Here is a 17,040-nt window from a genome sequence, read left to right on the forward strand (position 1 = left end):
GTCGTCGCGGTCCACCGGCGCGGGCGCCGGCCGCGCGCCACGTTCGCGGCGACGCGGGCCGACGAACGGAGCGGGCGGTACGACATGTCCCGCCCGCGGGCCGCTTCATCACTCCCCGGCGACGGCCGGCCCGCCGTTGTTCCCGCGGCGGTTGCGCCGTTTCTCGGCCCACACGCGGAAGCGGTCCATGTACAGGTAGACGACCGGCGTCGTATAGAGCGTCAGCACCTGCGACACGATCAGCCCGCCGGCGATCGCGATCCCGAGCGGCGCGCGCAGCTCGGCGCCGTCGCCGTGGCCGAACGCGAGCGGCAGCGCGCCGAGCAGCGCGGCCATCGTCGTCATCATGATCGGGCGGAAGCGCAGCAGGCACGCCTCGTGGATCGCGTCGAACGACGACTTCTGGTTGTTGCGCGTCTGGTCGATCGCGAAGTCGACCATCATGATCGCGTTCTTCTTCACGATCCCGATCAACAGGATCACGCCGATCAGCGCGATGATGCTGAACTCGGTCTTGAACAGCAGCAGCGCGAGCAGCGCGCCGACGCCGGCCGACGGCAGCGTCGACAGGATCGTGATCGGGTGGATGTAGCTCTCGTACAGGATCCCGAGCACGATATAGACGGCCAGCAGCGCCGCGAGGATCAGGATCGGCTGGTCGTTCATCGACTGCTGGAACGCCTGCGCGGTGCCCTGGAAGCTGCCGACGATGGTCGGCGGGACGCCGACCTGCGCCATCGTCTGGTAGATCACCTGCGTCGCCTGCGACAGCGACACGCCGGGCGGCAGGTTGAACGAGATCGTCGTCGCGACGAACAGCCCCTGGTGGTTGACCGACAGCGGCGTCGTGCTCGGCCCGAACGTCGCGATCGCCGACAGCGGGATCATCGTCGACTTCGACGTCGATACCGACGCACCCGACGACGCGCTCGACTTGCCGCTCGCCGCGATCGAGTTGAGCGCCTGGTTGCGCGCGGAGTCGGACGCGATCGCCGCGGCGCTCTGCGTGGCCGTGCCGGCGCTCGACGTGCCGGCGGAGGTCGCGACGTAGGTGCCGGCCGCCGCGTTGGTGGTCTGCGAGCCGTTCGCGCTGCCGCCCGACGTGCTGATCCACACCTGGTTCAGCATCTCGGGGCTCTGCCAGTACTTCGGCGCGACTTCCATCACCACGTGGTACTGGTTCAGCGGGTTGTAGATCGTCGAGACCTGGCGCTGGCCGAATGCGTCGTACAGCGTATTGTCGATCTGCGCGGGCTTGATGCCGAACCGCGCGGCCGTCGCCCGGTCGATCGTCACCATCGCTTCCATGCCGCCTTGCTGCTGGTCGGAGTTCACGTCGGTCAGCTCGGGGCGCTTCTGCAGCGCCTCGGTCAGGATCGGCCCCCACTTGTACAGGTCGGCGCTCGAATCGCCGAGCAGCGTGAACTGGTACTGCGCGTTGCTCTGCCGGCCCCCGACGCGAATGTCCTGCGCGGCCTGCAGGAACGTGCTTGCGCCGGCGACATCCGACAGCGGGACGCGCAGTTGCTGGATCACCTGGTCGGCGGACAGCTTGCGCTCGGTGCGATCCTTCAGCGTGACGAACATGAAGCCCGAGTTGGTCTGCGTGCCGCCGGTGAAGCCCGCGACGCTCTTCACGTTCGGGTTGCTCTGCACGATGCGCATCATCTCGGAGAATTTCAGCTTCATCGCCTGGAACGACGTCGACTGGTCGGCCCGGATGCCGCCGATCATCAGCCCGGTGTCCTGCTGCGGGAAGAAACCCTTCGGCACGACGATGTACAGGTAGACGTTCAGCCCGATCGTCGCGAACAGGGTCAGCAGGATCAGGAGCGGCCGGCGCAGCGCCCACGACAGCGAGCGCTCGTAGCCGCGCTGCATGCGGCTGAAACAACGTTCCAGGAAACGCCCGAAGCGGCCTTCGTTTTGCGGGTCGTGCGACTCGGGCAGCAGGCGCGCGCACATCATCGGCGTGACCGTGAGCGACACCGCGAGCGAGACGGCGATCGCGAGCGACAGCGTCAGTGCGAACTCGCGGAACAGTCGCCCGACGATGCCGCCCATCAGCAGGATCGGCAGGAACACCGCGACGAGCGAAATGCTCATCGACAACACCGTGAAGCCGACCTCGCGCGCGCCGTCGAACGCGGCCTGCATGCGCGACTTGCCGTTCTCGATATGCCGCGAGATGTTCTCGAGCACGACGATCGCATCGTCGACGACGAAGCCGGTCGCGACGATCAGCGCCATCAGCGACAGGTTGTCGATCGAGAAGCCGAGCAGGTACATCGCGCCGAACGTGCCGATGATCGAGATCGGCACCGCGACGCTCGGGATCAGCGTGGCGCGCCAGTTGCGCAGGAACAGGAACACGACCATCACGACGAGGCTGACCGCGATCAGCAGCGTGTGCTCGGTGTCCTTCAGCGACGCGCGAATCGTGGTCGAGCGGTCGAGCACGGGCGTGACGGTGATGTCGGCCGGCAGCGACGCGGTGAGCTGCGGCAGCGCCGCGCGCACGCGGTCGATCGTGTCGATGATGTTCGCGCCGGGCGAGCGGTAGAGGATCACGAGCACCGCGCGCTTGCCGTTCGACAGGCCGAGGTTGCGGAGATCCTCGACCGAATCGACGACGTCCGACAGGTCGGACAGCCGCACGGCCGAGCCGTTGCGGTAGGCCACGACGAGGTCGCGGTATTGCGACGCCTGGGATGCCTGGTCGTTCGTATAGAGCTGGTAGTGCCGCGGGCCGAACTCGATCGCGCCCTTCGGCGCGTTGGCGTTCGCGGAGGCCAGCGCCGCGCGCACGTCCTCGAGGCCGATCCCGTAGTGGAACAGCGCCTGCGGTTCGAGCTCGACGCGCACGGCCGGGTTCGCGGAGCCGCTCACCGTCACCTGGCCGATCCCGTCGATCTGCGACAGCGACTGCTGCAGCACCGTCGACGCGGAGTCGTACAGCTTCGCGGGCGACGAGGTCTCCGACGTCAGCGACACGATCATGATCGGCGAATCGGCCGGGTTGACCTTGCGGTAGGTCGGGTTGCTCTTCAGCGCGGCGGGCAGGTCGGCGCGCGCCGCGTTGATCGCGGCCTGCACGTCGCGCGCGGCGCCGTCGATGTCGCGGTTCAGCCCGAACTGCAGGATGATCCGCGCGTTGCCGACCGTGCTCGTCGACGTCATTTCGGACACGTCGGCGATCGAGCCGAGGTGCCGCTCGAGCGGGCTCGTCACGCTGGTCGCGACCGTTTCCGGGCTCGCGCCGGGTAGCGACGCCTGCACCGAGATCGTCGGGAAGTCGACCTGCGGCAGCGGCGACACCGGCAGCTTGACGAACGCGAACAGGCCCGCGAGCGCGACGCCGATCGCGAGCAGCGTCGTCGCGACGGGGCGGGTGATGAAGGGGCGTGACAGGTTCATTGCTTGCTACGCATCCGTGCGCGGGCCGGCTTGCGGGCCGTGGCGTTCGAACCAGCCGCGCACGCGGCGCGCGAGCGAGTCGAAGCCGAGGTAGATCACGGGCGTCGTGAACAGCGTCAGCACCTGCGACACGATCAGGCCGCCGGCGATCGCGATCCCGAGCGGCTGGCGCAGCTCGGAGCCCGCGCCGGAACCGACGATCAGCGGCACCGCGCCGAGCAGCGCGGCGAGCGTCGTCATCAGGATCGGCCGGAAGCGCAGCAGGCACGCCTGGTAGATCGCCTCGCGCGGCGGCTTGCCTTCGACGCGCTCGGCCTCGAGCGCGAAGTCGATCATCATGATCGCGTTCTTCTTCACGATGCCGATCAGCAGCACGATGCCGATGATCCCGATGATGTCGAGGTCGTGCCCGGTGATCATCAGCGCGAGCAGCGCGCCGACGCCGGCCGACGGCAGCGTCGACAGGATCGTGATCGGGTGGATGTAGCTCTCGTACAGCACGCCGAGCACGATGTACATCGTGACGACCGCGGCCAGGATCAGGAACAGCTGGTTCGACAGCGATGCCTGGAACGCGAGCGCCGCGCCCTGGAAGCGCGTCTGGAACGACGCGGGCAGCCCGATGTCCTTCTCGGCGGCGCCGATCGCCTTGACCGCCTCGCCGAGCGACGCGCCCGCCGCGAGGTTGAACGAGATGGTGGTCGACGGGAACTGCGACAGGTGCGCGACCAGCAGCGGCGACGGCCGCTCGTGGAACGACGCGATCGACGACAGAGGCACCTGGCCGCCGCCCGCCGACGGCAGGTAGATGTCGTTCAGCGATTGCGCGTAGTGCTGCTCCTTCGGCTCGGACTCGAGAATCACGCGGTACTGGTTCGACTGCGTGAAGATCGTCGACACGATGCGCTGGCCGAACGCGTCGTACAGCGCGTTGTCGACGGTCGCCGGCGTGATGCCGAAGCGCGCGGCGCTCGGGCGGTCGATCTCGATGTAGACGGACTGGCCGTTGCTTTGCAGGTCGGTCGCGACGTCGGCGAGCGACGGCTCCTGCTGCAGCCGGGCCACGAGCTTCGGCACCCAGGTCGCGAATTCTTCCGAGTTCGGGCTCGTCAGCATGAACTGGTACTGCGTCGGGCTGACGGTCGAGTCGATCGTCAGGTCCTGCACCGACTGCATGAACAGCGAGATGCCGGTGATGTTCGCGACGCGGTGCTGCAGGTCGCGGATGATCTGCGCGGCCGACTCGGCGCGTTCGTCGCGCGCCTTCAGGTTGATCAGCATCCGGCCGCTGTTCAGCGTGATGTTGCTGCCGTCGACGCCGATGAACGACGTGAGGCTCTCGACGTTCGGATCCTTCAGGATCTCGGCCGCGAGCGCCTGCTGGCGCTCCGCCATCGCGCCGTACGAGATCGACTGCGGCGCCTGCGTGATCGCCTGGATCACGCCGGTATCCTGCGCGGGGAAGAAGCCCTTCGGCACGTAGACGTACAGCAGGCCGGTCAGCGCGAGCGTCAGCAGCGCGACGACGAGCGTCGAGCGCTGGCGGTTCAGCACCCATTCGAGCGCGACCGCGTAGCGCGCGATCACCCAGTCGATCGCCCGGTGCACGCGCGCCTCGAAGCGATGGCTCTCGGGCGGCGGCGAATGGCGCAGCAGCTTCGCGCACATCATCGGCACGAGCGTGAGCGACACGATCGCCGAGATCACGATCGTCACCGCGAGCGTGATCGCGAATTCATGGAACAGGCGCCCGACCACGTCGCCCATGAACAGCAGCGGGATCAGCACCGCGATCAGCGACACCGTCAGCGAGATGATCGTGAAGCCGATCTGCCGCGAGCCCTTCAGCGCGGCCTCGAGCCCCGTCTCGCCTTCCTCCACGTAGCGCGCGATGTTCTCGATCATCACGATCGCGTCGTCGACGACGAAGCCGGTCGCGATGGTGAGCGCCATCAGCGACAGGTTGTTCAGCGAGAAGCCGGCCATGTACATCACCGCGAGCGTGCCGATCAGCGACAGCGGCACCGACAGGCTCGGGATGATCGTCGCGTAGACGTTCGCGAGGAACAGGTACATCACGAGCACGACCAGCGCGACCGCGAGCATCAGTTCGAACTGCACGTCGCGCACGGCGGCGCGGATCATCGTCGTGCGGTCGGTGACGATCTCCACGTCGAGCGCGGCCGGCAGCGTTTCCTGCAGCTTCGGCAATTGCGCCTTGATCGCGTCGACGGTCGCGATCACGTTCGCGCCCGGCTGGCGCTGCACGTTCAGGATGATCGCGGGGTCGGCATTCACCCACGCGCCGAGCTTGGTGTTCTCCGAGCCGGCGACGACCGTCGCGACGTCGGTGAGCATCACCGGGCGGCCGTTCTTGTAGGCGACGACCGCGCTGTTGTACTGGTCGGCGCTCGTCAGCTGGTCGTTCGCGTTGATCGTGTACGCGCGCGTCGGGCCGTCGAAGTTGCCCTTCGGCGTGTTCACGTTCAGGTTCGAGATCGTCGTGCGCAGGTCGTCGAGGTTCATCCCGTACTTCGCGAGCGCGGTCGGGTTCGCCTGGATCCGCACGGCCGGGCGGTTGCCGCCCGACAGGCTGACGAGACCGACGCCCGCGACCTGCGAGATCTTCATCGCGAGGCGCGTGTCGGCGAGATCCTGCACCTGCGTGAGCGGCAGCGTCTTCGACTTGACGGCGAGCGTCAGCACCGGCGCATCGGCCGGGTTGACCTTCGCGTAGATCGGCGGGGCAGGGAGGTCGGACGGCAGCAGGTTGCCGGCCGCGTTGATCGCGGCCTGCACTTCCTGTTCGGCGATGTCGAGCGGCAGGTCGAGCGAGAACTGCAGCGTGATCACGGACGAGCCGGCCGAGCTTTGCGACGACATCTGGTTCAGCGACGGCATCTGCCCAAACTGCCGTTCGAGCGGCGCGGTGACCGACGAGGTCATCACCTCCGGGCTCGCGCCCGGGTAGAAGGTCTGGACCTGGATCGTCGGATAGTCGACTTCCGGCAGCGCGGCGAGCGGCAGGAAGCGCAGCGCGACGAGACCGGCCAGCATGATCGCCGCCATCAGGAGGGCGGTGCCGACCGGCCGGAGAATGAAGAGGCGGGATGGATTCATCGAGCGGCCCGCGCGTTACTGGGCCGCGGAGGCCGCTGCCTGCGACGCGCCGTGCTTGCGTTCGCCGCGATGGCCGCCGGCGCCCGATGCGCCCGACGCCGCACCGGCGCCGCGCGCGCCCGACGCGCCTTTCGGCTTGTCGGCCGGGATCGAGATCTTCGCGCCTTCGCGCAGGCGGTCGGAGCCGTCGGTCACCACGCGCTCGCCGAGCGACACGCCGCTGACGATGCTCGTGCGTTCGCCGTCGACCGGGCCGATCGTGACCTTGCGCACGGTCACCGTGTTGTCGGGCTTCACGACGTAGACGAACTGGCCTATCGAGCCGGTCAGCACGGCCGAGGTCGGCACGATCGTCGCGTTGCGCAGCACGTCGACCAGCAGGCGCGTGTTCACGAACTGATTCGGGAACAGCATGCCTTCCTTGTTATCGAAGTTCGCGCGCAGCTTGACCGTGCCCGTGCTCGTGTCGATCTGGTTGTCGAGCGTCGCGAGCGAGCCCGTCTCGAGCGGCACCGTGTTGTTGCGGTTGTACGCGGTGACCGACAGCTTCTGGCCCGCGTTCACCTGCTTGAGGATCTGCGGCAGGTTGTCTTCCGACGTCGTGAAGATCACGCTCATCGGCTGCAACTGCGTGATCACGACGAGGCCGTTGGTATCACCGGGCGTCACGTAGTTGCCGGGGTCGACCTGGCGCAGGCCGACGCGGCCCGACACCGGCGCGGTGATGCGCGCATACGTGAGGTTCAGCTTCGCGGAGTCGATCGCGGCCTGGTCGGTCTTCACCGCGCCTTCGTATTGCTTGACGAGGGAGGCCTGCGTATCGACGGTCTGCGACGCGATCGAGTCCTGCGACAGCAGCGTCTGGTAGCGCTTCAGGTCGAGGCGGGCCGTCGCGAGCAGCGCCGAGTCGCGCGCATGCGTGCCTTCGGCGTTCTCGAGCGCGACCTGGTACGGGCGCGGGTCGATCTGCGCGAGCAGGTCGCCCTTCTTGACGATCTGGCCTTCCTGGAACGCGACCGACTGCAGGTAGCCGGACAACTGCGTCTTGACCGTCACGTTCGCGAGCGGCGTGACGGTGCCGAGCGCGGACAGCACGATCGGCATTTCGCCCTGGGTCGCGGTCGCGACCTGCACGGGTTGCGGAACGTTCGCCATCGCGGCGGGGCCGCCACGGCCGCGGTGGCCGCCGGCACCCCCGGCGGCGCTTGCGCCCGCACCGCTCGCACCACTGCCGGCTGCCGGCGTGCGGTTCCACGGATGCCACCACAGCAGGCCGCCGATGACGACGACCGCGAGTGCGCCGGCCATCAGCGTGCGGCGCGGGCGCCGCGCGGCGGGGGACGCGGGGTCTTTCGAAGGAGGCGTGGGCTTTTGTTCGTTATCCATCGTGATCTGTCAGGAAGACGGCGCGGCGGGCCGGAAATCGGGCTGCCGGGCTGCGCGTGGGCAAGCGGTGCCGGGGGAGGCGCCCGGCTCGGTCCGGGCCCCCGCCGGTCTGCGCGGGAAAAGAGCGGTGCGCACCGCGAGTGCGGCGCGACGATGGGCATGATCCTACGTCCCGTCCCCGTTACAGTCCAGTGGCCTATCTTTCAACGGGTTACGGTCGTTACAGAACGCGACAGTGCGATGACGAAACGATTACACGCTGATGCGACGGGCCGGTGCGCCGCCGATCTCGCGGGTGATTTTCGCGATACATTCATGCAGCGCGGGCACCACGTGTTCGTGCAGCCACTCGGGCGGGCACTGGTGCGACGCGCCACCGCAATTCACCGAATAGCGCTGGCCCGACGGGCCGACGAAACCGGCCGCGACGGCATTCAGGCCTTCGCGCCATTCGCCGATCGCGATCGCGTGGCCGTCGCGCATCGCGTCGTCCAGCGCGGGGGTCAGGCGGGCCGACACATGCGGCCAGTCGTCGCCCGCCGTGGTGCGCAGCGACTCGAGCAACTGGCGGCGTTCGTCGTCCTCGAGTGCGGCGAGATACGCGCGGCCGACCGCGGTGCGCGCGATGTCCATCCGCGAGCCGATTTCGAGGCGCGTGACGAGTACGGCCGAACGCGGACGGATCACGTCGATCGCGACCATGTCGAGCCGGTCGCGCACCGCGAGGTGCACGGACAGCGACGTGCGCTCGGCCAGCTCGATCATGAACGGCCGCGAACGCGCGCGGATGTCGAAGTTGCGCAGGAAGCCGTGGCTCAGTTCGAGCACCGACGCGGTGAGCACGAAGCGTTCGCTGTCGGGCAACTGGAACAGGAAGCCGGCGCTGACGAGCGTCGCGGTGATGCGCGAGACGGTCGGCTTCGGGATGCCGGTCAGTTCGGTCAGTTCGCGGTTGCTGACGGGCGCGTCGGCCGCCGCGATGCGGCGCAGCACGGCGAGGCCGCGGGCAAGGGCGGTGATCTCGTCGGGCGACGATTCACGATCCCGCGACGCGGGAGGGGTTACAGTTGTCGACACGAGGGATTCTCTCTAATTCCGAAACTCGATTTCAATTTTGTTGGTATTGTAGGACTATTGTCAAAGGATGCATGTTCTGCGGGCGAACCGGTCATTAGATGAGATTTTACGGGTTCACCCTTGGTTTATTAGGAAAACGCTCAAATGAGCGTTGCCAGAAAGTGCATGAACCGGTGCAAATACCGCTTGACTTGTCGGGCGGAAACGGAAAGAATGTCTCACGTTTTCGAAACATCGTTTCAAGAGTTTAACCGGCAACGATGTTTCGCGCAGTCTCTCAGGTTCTAGCACGGCCCTCGGAATGGCTAGAACTTTTTTAGCGCCACGGTCTCCGTGGCGCTTTTTTTTGCCTGTCTTTCTGCCCGTCCGCCCGGACGCGTCAGGCCCGTATTATCCCCCGATCGTCGCAACCCCCCGTTTGAACGCGGGCAGCGTCTGTTTGCGCGCGCGCCTTGCGTGATTCGCGTGCGCAAAAAAAAGCGCGATGCCCGCCCTGGGCATCGCGCATCAAACGGCGTGGAGCGCCGACGAATGAACGGTGATGAAGAAAGGGGCCGCCAGGGGCGGACCTCCTCGCGTGACCCGGTCAGGCCTTCGCGAGCTGGATGCTGGTCTGCTCGGCCGTCAGGTAGCCGACGCTGGCGCCGAAGCGGTCCTTGAAGTTCGTGCGCACGAGCGGATCGAGCGTCGGCTTGACCTTGTCGTGCAGCGGCGATTCCCAGTCGCCCGCGTGCTGGAAGTTGCTCATGATGTAGGTCCAGCCCTTGATCTCGTCGACCGCGTGCAGGCCCGTCGATTCGGCGCCGGCCGGGCATGACAGCACGCGTACCAGCGACTTCGTGTCGACGTTGTAGGCCCACAGGAAGTTGTTCACGTGCATGCCCGAGTCTTCGCCGATGAAGAGCGTGCGCAGCTTTTCGGAGAACTTCAGGTTGTCCGGGTTCGCGATCTTGTCCGGGTTCGCGAGGTTGCCGAGCCCGTCGGCCGCGGCGAGATCCTCGCCGACGAGCGCGGCCGGCGCGCCCATGTCGACCGGCACCCATTCGCTGTCGATCGCGCTGCCCGTCGTGTCGCGCTGGCTGCCCTTCAGGTTCAGTGCATAGACGGCGCCCGCGGCGATCTTCTTGTCGACCGCGACGTCGCGCGACACCGCATTGCCCTTGACCATCGACGTCTCGATCCGCGACATCGCCGTGTAGACGATCTTGTCCTTCGCGTTCACGGTCGTGCCTTCGAGCTTCGTGAAGCCCATGCTGCCGCCGAGCAGCGCCGCGTAGCGGTGGGTCTCGAGGAATGCGGCCGCCTTTTCCATCCCCGGCTTCACGCGCATCCAGTTGAACTTGCCGCCGAAGTGGATCTTCGTGTAGCTCGCATCGTTCGGGTCGGTGGTCGCGAGGTCCATGATGTCCGACGCCTTCAGCGTGTTCGCGAGCGCTTCGATCTCGCTGCTGGTTGCGTGGCCGATCTTGATCCACGTGAGCGTCGCGGTGCCCGCGCCGGCCGACGACGTCTGCGTCCACTTCGCGACGTACAGCGTGCCGGCCGACAGGTCGGCCGCCTTGTCGGCGACGAACATGAACAGGCCGCCGTTGGTGGCGTCGTCACCCATCATCACGGTGCGCTGGTCCGGCATCACCTGGATCAGCTCGTGCGAGATGCGGCCGAGGCAGTAGTGCTTCTTCACGGTGCCCGTGCCGTCCGGATTCACGGTGATCTCGGGCAGGTGGCCGTAGTGGTAGGGGTTCGCCTTCGTCTCGTCGCCGAACGTGTTCTTGCTGAACGCCTTGAACTGCGCGTCGGTCGCGACCTTCGTCGCGTCCGGCTCGTACTCCTCGCTCGACAGGTGCGTGCCCCACGGCGACAGGCTCGCGCCGCACGTGATCCACAGGCCGTGCGCCTTCGACGTGTCGACGTTGTGGTACTTGACGACCTTCAGCGCGCCGTTGGCCGGATCCTGATCGAGCGTGATCACCGCGATCGGCGACGGCAACTGGCCGTATTGCGACGCGCTCGCCTGGTCGCGCGTCGTGTATTCGAACTGCACGACGGCGAACACCGTGTTGCCCTTCACGCCGGGCACGTTCGCGTTCTTCAGCGTCAGCAGCGAGCTACCGTCCGGGCAGTCGGAGTAGAACTGGCGCTCCTTGCCGGCCACCGAGCGATCGATGATCGGCTGGTTGTTGATGTCGTAGTAGCCGCCCGCGAGCGTCGTGCCGCCCTTGCCGTCCGGCACCAGGTCGCCCGTCACGAAGAACGGCCGGTACGCGAGCTTGAAGTTGCGCGCCGAGCCGTCCGAGAACGACACCGACAGCGTCGAGCCGACCGTCGTCGTGGCCATCGCGGCCGCGTTGTCGAGCGTCGGGGCGGCCATCGCCGAGAACGTCGCCGACGTGTATGCAGCGGCGACCGGGGCCGGCGTCGACGCGGGATTGTCGTCGCCGCCGCAACCCGTCAGCAGGGCCGGCAGCGCGAGGCCGGAAAGAGGAAGCATCGGCGCGCCGGCGAGGATCTTCAGGGCCTGACGACGGGCAGCATTGGGCAACGCGGGCATGTGGAGTCCAGTTTCAGTTGTTGGAAGAATGGCCTTTGCGAAGCAGGCGGTCGGCAAGCTCGGCGAAGGCAAATTGAAAACTGGACGGAAGTGTAGGGACGCTAGATGAAAGTTTTTTGAATTGAAAACGTAATGATGTGTCGGGCGGCCGTCAGGTGAGCGGACGGCCGCCGGTCGCAAGCGTTTGCGCTCAATCGCGTTCGGGCGTCGCCGAGATGCGGTGGATCGACAGGTCCGCGCCGTCGAACTCGGCTTCGCGGTCGAGGCGCAGCCCGACGGTCGCTTTCAGCGCGCCGTAGACGAGCGTGCCGCCGGCGGTCGCGATCGCGATGCCGCCGAGCGTGCCGACGAGCTGCGACATGAACGACACGCCGCCGAGACCGCCGAGCGCGGGCAGGCCGAACACGCCGGCCGCGAGGCCGCCGAGCGCGCCGCACATGCCGTGCAGCGGCCACACGCCGAGCACGTCGTCGATGCGCCACTTGTTCTGCACGCAGGTGAACATCGCGACGAACAGCGCACCGGCCGCGGCGCCGGTGACGAGCGCGCCGATCGGGTGCATCACGTCGGAGCCCGCGCACACCGCGACGAGGCCCGCGAGCGGCCCGTTGTACGTGAAGCCCGGGTCGTTGCGGCCGGCCATCCACGCGGCGAGCGTGCCGCCGACCATCGCCATCAGCGAGTTCACGGCGACGAGGCCGCTGACCTTGTCGAGCGTCTGCGCGCTCATCACGTTGAAGCCGAACCAGCCGACCGCGAGTACCCACGCGCCGAGCGCGAGGAACGGGATGTTCGACGGCGGGTGCGCGGCGATCCGGCCGTCCTTCGCATAGCGGCCGTGGCGCGCGCCGAGCAGCAGCACGGCGGGCAGCGCGACCCAGCCGCCGAACGCGTGCACGACGACGGAGCCCGCGAAATCATGGAACGGCGCACCGAACGCGTGCGTGAGCCAGGCCTGCACGCCGAAGCGGTTGTTCCAGGCGATCCCTTCGAAGAACGGATAGATGAAGCCGACGATGATCAGCGTCGCCACGAGCTGCGGATTGAACTTCGCGCGTTCGGCGATGCCGCCGGACACGATCGCCGGGATCGCCGCCGCGAAGGTCAGCAGGAAGAAGAAGCGCACGAGCGCATAGCCGCTGTGCTGCGACAGCGTGCCGATGTCGTCGAAGAACTCGACGCCGTACGCGATCGTGTAGCCGATGAAGAAATACGCGAGCGTCGACACCGAGAAGTCGACCAGGATCTTCACGAGCGCGTTGACCTGGTTCTTCTTGCGGACCGTGCCGAGTTCGAGAAATGCGAAGCCCGCGTGCATCGCGAGCACCATGACGGCGCCGATCAACAGGAACAGTGTGTCGACGCCGGATTTCAGACCATCCATGCCGTGGCTTCCTTGCGCAAAAAACGGGCGAGGAATGCAAGTATCGAGCCAACTTGGTGAACGGCTGCGTGGAGTTGGTGCTTCAACACCGTGTGGTGCGGCAATCCGGTGAATCGTGCACGGGAAGGGGGCGTGGCCCTTGCGGGTGCGACGGGATGCCGATTGCACGCGTGTGGTGCGACGTGTGCGGAACTGGTGCGCGTGATGGGCCGATTGGCGCGACGTGGTGCGTGGTGGTGCGGTGCCGCGCACCGTTTCGGCGCGTCAGTGGCGCGGGAACAGCAGCGGCGGCCGGCGCAGCCGCAGTGCGCACGCCGACCAGTAGGCGGCGACGGTCGCCAGCCCGAGGGCGGCAAACGCGAGTGCCGCGAAGCCCGCCAGCGACTGGCCGCCGGCGGTGGGGCCGAGGATGCCTTCCGCGACGATCAGCGCGGCCGTCCAGAAGCCGATCACGGCCTGTGTGAGCAGGCGCGCGGACGCGACGCGGCGCGGGCGCCCGGATTCGGCCAGGCGGCGCGCCGACGGCGGGCGCAGGCACAGGAAAAGGGTGGCGGCGAGTACGGCGGCCAGGGCGATGAACCAGTCGACGAGGAAATCCATGAGAAAAAGGGGGCGCGTCCAAAGCGGATTGAAGCGTGCCCACTTTAGTGTCCTCGCGTGTGCGATTGAATCAGACGAGTCCGAAATTGAAAGCCATTTTTAATCACGGTGCGTGATTGGCCCTGTTCCACAGGCGGTATCATCGACGTCGGTCCAACCACGAGGCCGCGCGACGCGCGGCCGGAGATTGCTGATGAACATGAAGACATCGCGGGCGCGTCGCGTGCCCGGGTCCGTACTGGCGGCCGTGACCGCCGGTGCGCTGCTGTTGCTCGCGGGCTGCGAGAAGTCCGGCGCGCCGGTCACGCAACCCGATACGGCCGCGAGCGCGGCCGCCGATGCCGCGAACAATGCGGCCAAGGCGCTCGACCAGGTGGCGAGCACCGTCAACCAGCAGCTCAACGCCGCGAAGGCCGGCATCGCGTCCGCGGCGTCGGCCGTGCCGCCGCTGTCCGCGAGCGGCCTCGCCTCCGCCGCGCAGGCACAGATCGACGCGGCCGCGTCCGCGGTCGTCGCGCATGCGGCTTCCGAAGCCGGCGCGAAGATCGCCGAAGCCGGCAAGAAGCTCCAGCAGTGGAGCCAGCAGAATGCGCCGGGCGCCAAGCCCGCGAGCGGAGAGTGACGCGGGCTTGCATGATCCGCTAAATGTAATTATGATGGTTACACATGTCGCCGGCTGCGGGATGGGCCGGCGTCGTCAAGTGAGTCAGGAATGAATACCAGCAGCCGGTTCGCGTTTGCCGTCCACGTGCTTGCCTTGCTGTCGATGCAGGAGGGCGTGCCGTTGTCGTCCGACATCATCGCGGGCAGCGTGAACACGAATCCGGCGCTGATCCGCCGGTTGCTGTCGATGCTGGCGGCCGCGGGGCTGACCACGTCGCAACTGGGTGCGGGCGGCGGTGCGCTGCTGGCGCGCGAGCCCGGCGCGATCACGCTGCTCGACGTGTATCGCGCGGTCGACGATGCGCAACTGTTCGCGCTGCACCGTGAGGCGCCGAATCCCGCGTGTCTCGTCGGACGGCACATCCAGGGCGCGCTGATCGATTACATCGGCGACGCGCAGCGTGCGATGGAAGCATCGCTTGGCACGCGCACGCTGGCCGACGTGACGGCCGACGTGCTGGAGTTGGAGCAGCGCACGCAGCAGGCGGCACGCGCCGGCGGGTGAGTGGCGGCAAGGCAGGAGGCCGGACGGCGCGAGAGGCGTGGCGACCGGCGCAAGGGGGGCTTTGCCCCGTTTTTTTCGGTCTTATATGTAATTAGCTACGTTACATATTTTTCTTACTGGAGAATCGATATGACGCAACGTACCTTGAATATCGCGCTGTTCGGCGCCACCGGCACGATCGGCTCGCGCATCGCCGCGGAAGCGGCACGACGCGGCCATCGCGTGACCGCGCTGTCGCGCCATCCGGGCGCAGCCGGCGACGGCATCACCGCGAAGGCGGCCGACCTGTTCGACGCGGCCAGCATTGCGGCCGCACTGCCGGGCCATGACGTCGTTGCGAGCGCGTACGGCCCGAAGCAGGATGATGCGGCGAAGGTCGTCGCAGCTGCGAAGGCGCTGGTTGCCGGCACGCGCCAGGCGGGGCTGAAGCGGCTCGTGGTGGTGGGCGGCGCCGGTTCGCTCGAAGTTGCGCCGGGCAAGCAGCTGGTCGACAGCGAAGGTTTCCCGGAGGCGTACAAGGCGGTCGCGCTCGCGCACCGCGACGCACTCGACTACCTGAAGACGGTCGGCGATCTCGACTGGACGTTCTTCGCGCCGGCCGCGCTGATCGCCCCGGGCGAGCGCACGGGCACGTTCCGCACGGGCGTCGGCAAGCTGATCGCGGACGCACAAGGCAACAGCAAGATCTCGGCGGAAGACTACGCGGTCGCGTTCGTCGACGCGCTCGAGCAAGGCAGCTTCGTGCACGAGATCGCGACGGTCGCGTATTGAGCAGTGCGCTGACGCTGGCCCGTGGCGCGTGAGCGCCGGGCTGGCCGCGACGTGCAGGAACGCCAGGCGATTCCACCTTCACGGGCGGAGTCGCCTGTTTCATTTGGCGCGTGCGGTGTGGCGGCGGATTCGCTCGCTGCGCGCGCGTGCCGGATCGGTATTTATACCGGTCGACGCGGCGAAGCCGTTTTCATATTGTTCCCCGTTGTGCAGGATGAATAGAATAAATTTCTATCTACGAGGGACTGGAGAAATGGACGCCATCGATCGCAAGCTGCTGGAGCTGTTGCAGGCCGATGCCACGCTGCCGATCGCGGAACTGGCGCAGCGTGTGAACCTGTCGCAGACGCCGTGCTGGAAGCGCGTGCAGCGGCTCAAGGAAACCGGCGCGATTCGCGCGCAGGTTGCGCTGTGCGATCCGCGCAAGCTCGGGGTCGGCACGACCGTGTTCGTCGCGATCCGCACGAACCAGCACACCGAGGAATGGGCGCAGCGTTTCACGCAGGCCGTGCGCGACATGCCGGAAGTGGTCGAGGTGTACCGGATGAGCGGCGAGACCGATTACCTGCTGCGCGTCGTGGTGGCCGGCATCGACGATTACGACCGCGTCTACAAGCAGCTGATTCGCACGGTGCCGCTGTTCGACGTCAGCTCGTCGTTCGCGATGGAGCAGATCAAGTATTCGACCGCGCTGCCCGTGCGCGATCTTGCCGAGCCGGCCTGACGCGGCAATGAAGCGCGGCAACGAAACGCGGCGATGAACCGACCCGGGCGCGCATCGCGCCCGCGGGTTCAGCGGCCGCGCGCCAGTGCGCGCGCGCGTTCGTCGGCCAGCGCGTCGCGGCGCACGAAATCCGCGACGAACGGGCTGGCCGGATGGTGATGCAGCGCGTACGGCGTATCCCATTGCGCGAGCTGGCCATCCTTCATCACGCCGATCCGGTCGGCGATCGCGAACGCTTCGGCCTGGTTGTGCGTGACGAGGATCGCGGTGTGGCCCGTGCGTTTCAGGATGTCGCGCAGCTCGAACGCAAGCCGCTCGCGCGTATCGACATCGAGATTCGAGAACGGCTCGTCGAGCAGCAGTAGCTCCGGCGACGGTGCGAGCGCACGCGCGAGTGCGACGCGCTGCTGCTGGCCGCCCGACAGCTCGTGCGGATACGCGCCGCCGGAATCGGCGAGGCCGACGAGTTCGAGCATTTCCGCGACACGCACGCGCCGTTCGGCCTTCGGCATGCGCCGCAGGCCGAACGCGACGTTGTCCGCCGCGCTCAGGTGCGGGAACAGCGCGTAATCCTGGAACATCATGCCGATGCGCCGCCGCTCGGGCGGCACGTCGAGCGACGGCGCCGCGACGGGCACGCCGTCCAGCATGATGCGCCCCATGCGCACCGGCTCGAAGCCGGCGATCGCGCGCAGCACGGTGGTCTTGCCGCAGCCGGACGCGCCGAGCAGGCAGCCGATGTCGCCGCGCGGCAGCGCGAGGCTCAGCCCGTCGACCACGGTGCGGCGGCCGTGCGGCGTGTCGTAGGCGAGGCAGAGGTCATCGAGTTCGAGCAGGTTCAC

12 protein-coding genes are annotated in these 17,040 nt (G+C 67.5%); 4 read left to right on the forward strand and 8 right to left on the reverse strand.

Annotated features, from left to right (window positions below):
- Positions 1 to 108 precede the first annotated feature (108 nt).
- From QZM35_RS22475 to QZM35_RS22505, 7 genes are all read right to left on the reverse strand, one after another.
- Positions 109 to 3,417 carry an efflux RND transporter permease subunit gene (locus QZM35_RS22475; protein ID WP_089424901.1) on the reverse strand — a complete coding sequence of 1,103 codons (3,309 nt, stop codon included), beginning with the start codon at positions 3,415 to 3,417 and terminating at the stop codon, positions 109 to 111.
- A gap of 6 nt (positions 3,418 to 3,423) precedes the next feature.
- A complete protein-coding gene (locus QZM35_RS22480; RefSeq protein WP_089424902.1) occupies positions 3,424 to 6,537 on the reverse strand; it encodes an MdtB/MuxB family multidrug efflux RND transporter permease subunit in 3,114 nt (1,037 codons plus the stop codon).
- A gap of 15 nt (positions 6,538 to 6,552) precedes the next feature.
- Positions 6,553 to 7,923 carry an MdtA/MuxA family multidrug efflux RND transporter periplasmic adaptor subunit gene (locus tag QZM35_RS22485; protein ID WP_089430811.1) on the reverse strand — a complete coding sequence of 457 codons (1,371 nt, stop codon included), beginning with the start codon at positions 7,921 to 7,923 and terminating at the stop codon, positions 6,553 to 6,555.
- Between the two features lie 252 nt (positions 7,924 to 8,175).
- Positions 8,176 to 9,000, reverse strand: coding sequence for an IclR family transcriptional regulator (locus tag QZM35_RS22490; protein ID WP_089424904.1), 825 nt, complete (start codon positions 8,998 to 9,000; stop codon positions 8,176 to 8,178).
- Between the two features lie 586 nt (positions 9,001 to 9,586).
- Entirely contained in the window at positions 9,587 to 11,551 is a 1,965-nt protein-coding gene (locus QZM35_RS22495; RefSeq protein WP_301776781.1) for a PhoX family phosphatase, read from the reverse strand.
- Positions 11,552 to 11,741: 190 nt separating this feature from the next.
- The gene (locus QZM35_RS22500) at positions 11,742 to 12,935 is read right to left on the reverse strand and encodes an ammonium transporter (RefSeq protein ID WP_089430812.1); all 1,194 of its coding nucleotides are present in this window, start codon (positions 12,933 to 12,935) and stop codon (positions 11,742 to 11,744) included.
- 264 nt (positions 12,936 to 13,199) lie between these two features.
- A complete protein-coding gene (locus QZM35_RS22505) occupies positions 13,200 to 13,535 on the reverse strand; it encodes a hypothetical protein (RefSeq protein WP_301776782.1) in 336 nt (111 codons plus the stop codon).
- Between the two features lie 193 nt (positions 13,536 to 13,728).
- Between QZM35_RS22505 and QZM35_RS22510 the strand changes: the two genes are divergently transcribed.
- The 4 genes from QZM35_RS22510 to QZM35_RS22525 all read left to right on the forward strand — a co-directional run bounded on the left by QZM35_RS22510 (position 13,729) and on the right by QZM35_RS22525 (position 16,198).
- Complete coding sequence (locus QZM35_RS22510; protein WP_089424908.1) at positions 13,729 to 14,157, forward strand: hypothetical protein; 429 nt, start codon at positions 13,729 to 13,731, stop codon at positions 14,155 to 14,157.
- Positions 14,158 to 14,247: 90 nt separating this feature from the next.
- Positions 14,248 to 14,703 carry an Rrf2 family transcriptional regulator gene (locus QZM35_RS22515; RefSeq protein WP_089424909.1) on the forward strand — a complete coding sequence of 152 codons (456 nt, stop codon included), beginning with the start codon at positions 14,248 to 14,250 and terminating at the stop codon, positions 14,701 to 14,703.
- A gap of 129 nt (positions 14,704 to 14,832) precedes the next feature.
- Positions 14,833 to 15,474, forward strand: coding sequence for an NAD(P)-dependent oxidoreductase (locus QZM35_RS22520; RefSeq protein ID WP_174974957.1), 642 nt, complete (start codon positions 14,833 to 14,835; stop codon positions 15,472 to 15,474).
- Between the two features lie 253 nt (positions 15,475 to 15,727).
- Entirely contained in the window at positions 15,728 to 16,198 is a 471-nt protein-coding gene (locus QZM35_RS22525; RefSeq protein ID WP_006484401.1) for an Lrp/AsnC family transcriptional regulator, read from the forward strand.
- 68 nt (positions 16,199 to 16,266) lie between these two features.
- Here QZM35_RS22525 and QZM35_RS22530 read toward each other — a convergent pair whose 3' ends face one another.
- Complete coding sequence (locus QZM35_RS22530; protein WP_089472450.1) at positions 16,267 to 17,040, reverse strand: ABC transporter ATP-binding protein; 774 nt, start codon at positions 17,038 to 17,040, stop codon at positions 16,267 to 16,269.

Origin of the sequence: Burkholderia sp. AU45274, from assembly GCF_030482505.1 — a bacterium.
In the GTDB taxonomy this organism is placed as follows: domain Bacteria; phylum Pseudomonadota; class Gammaproteobacteria; order Burkholderiales; family Burkholderiaceae; genus Burkholderia.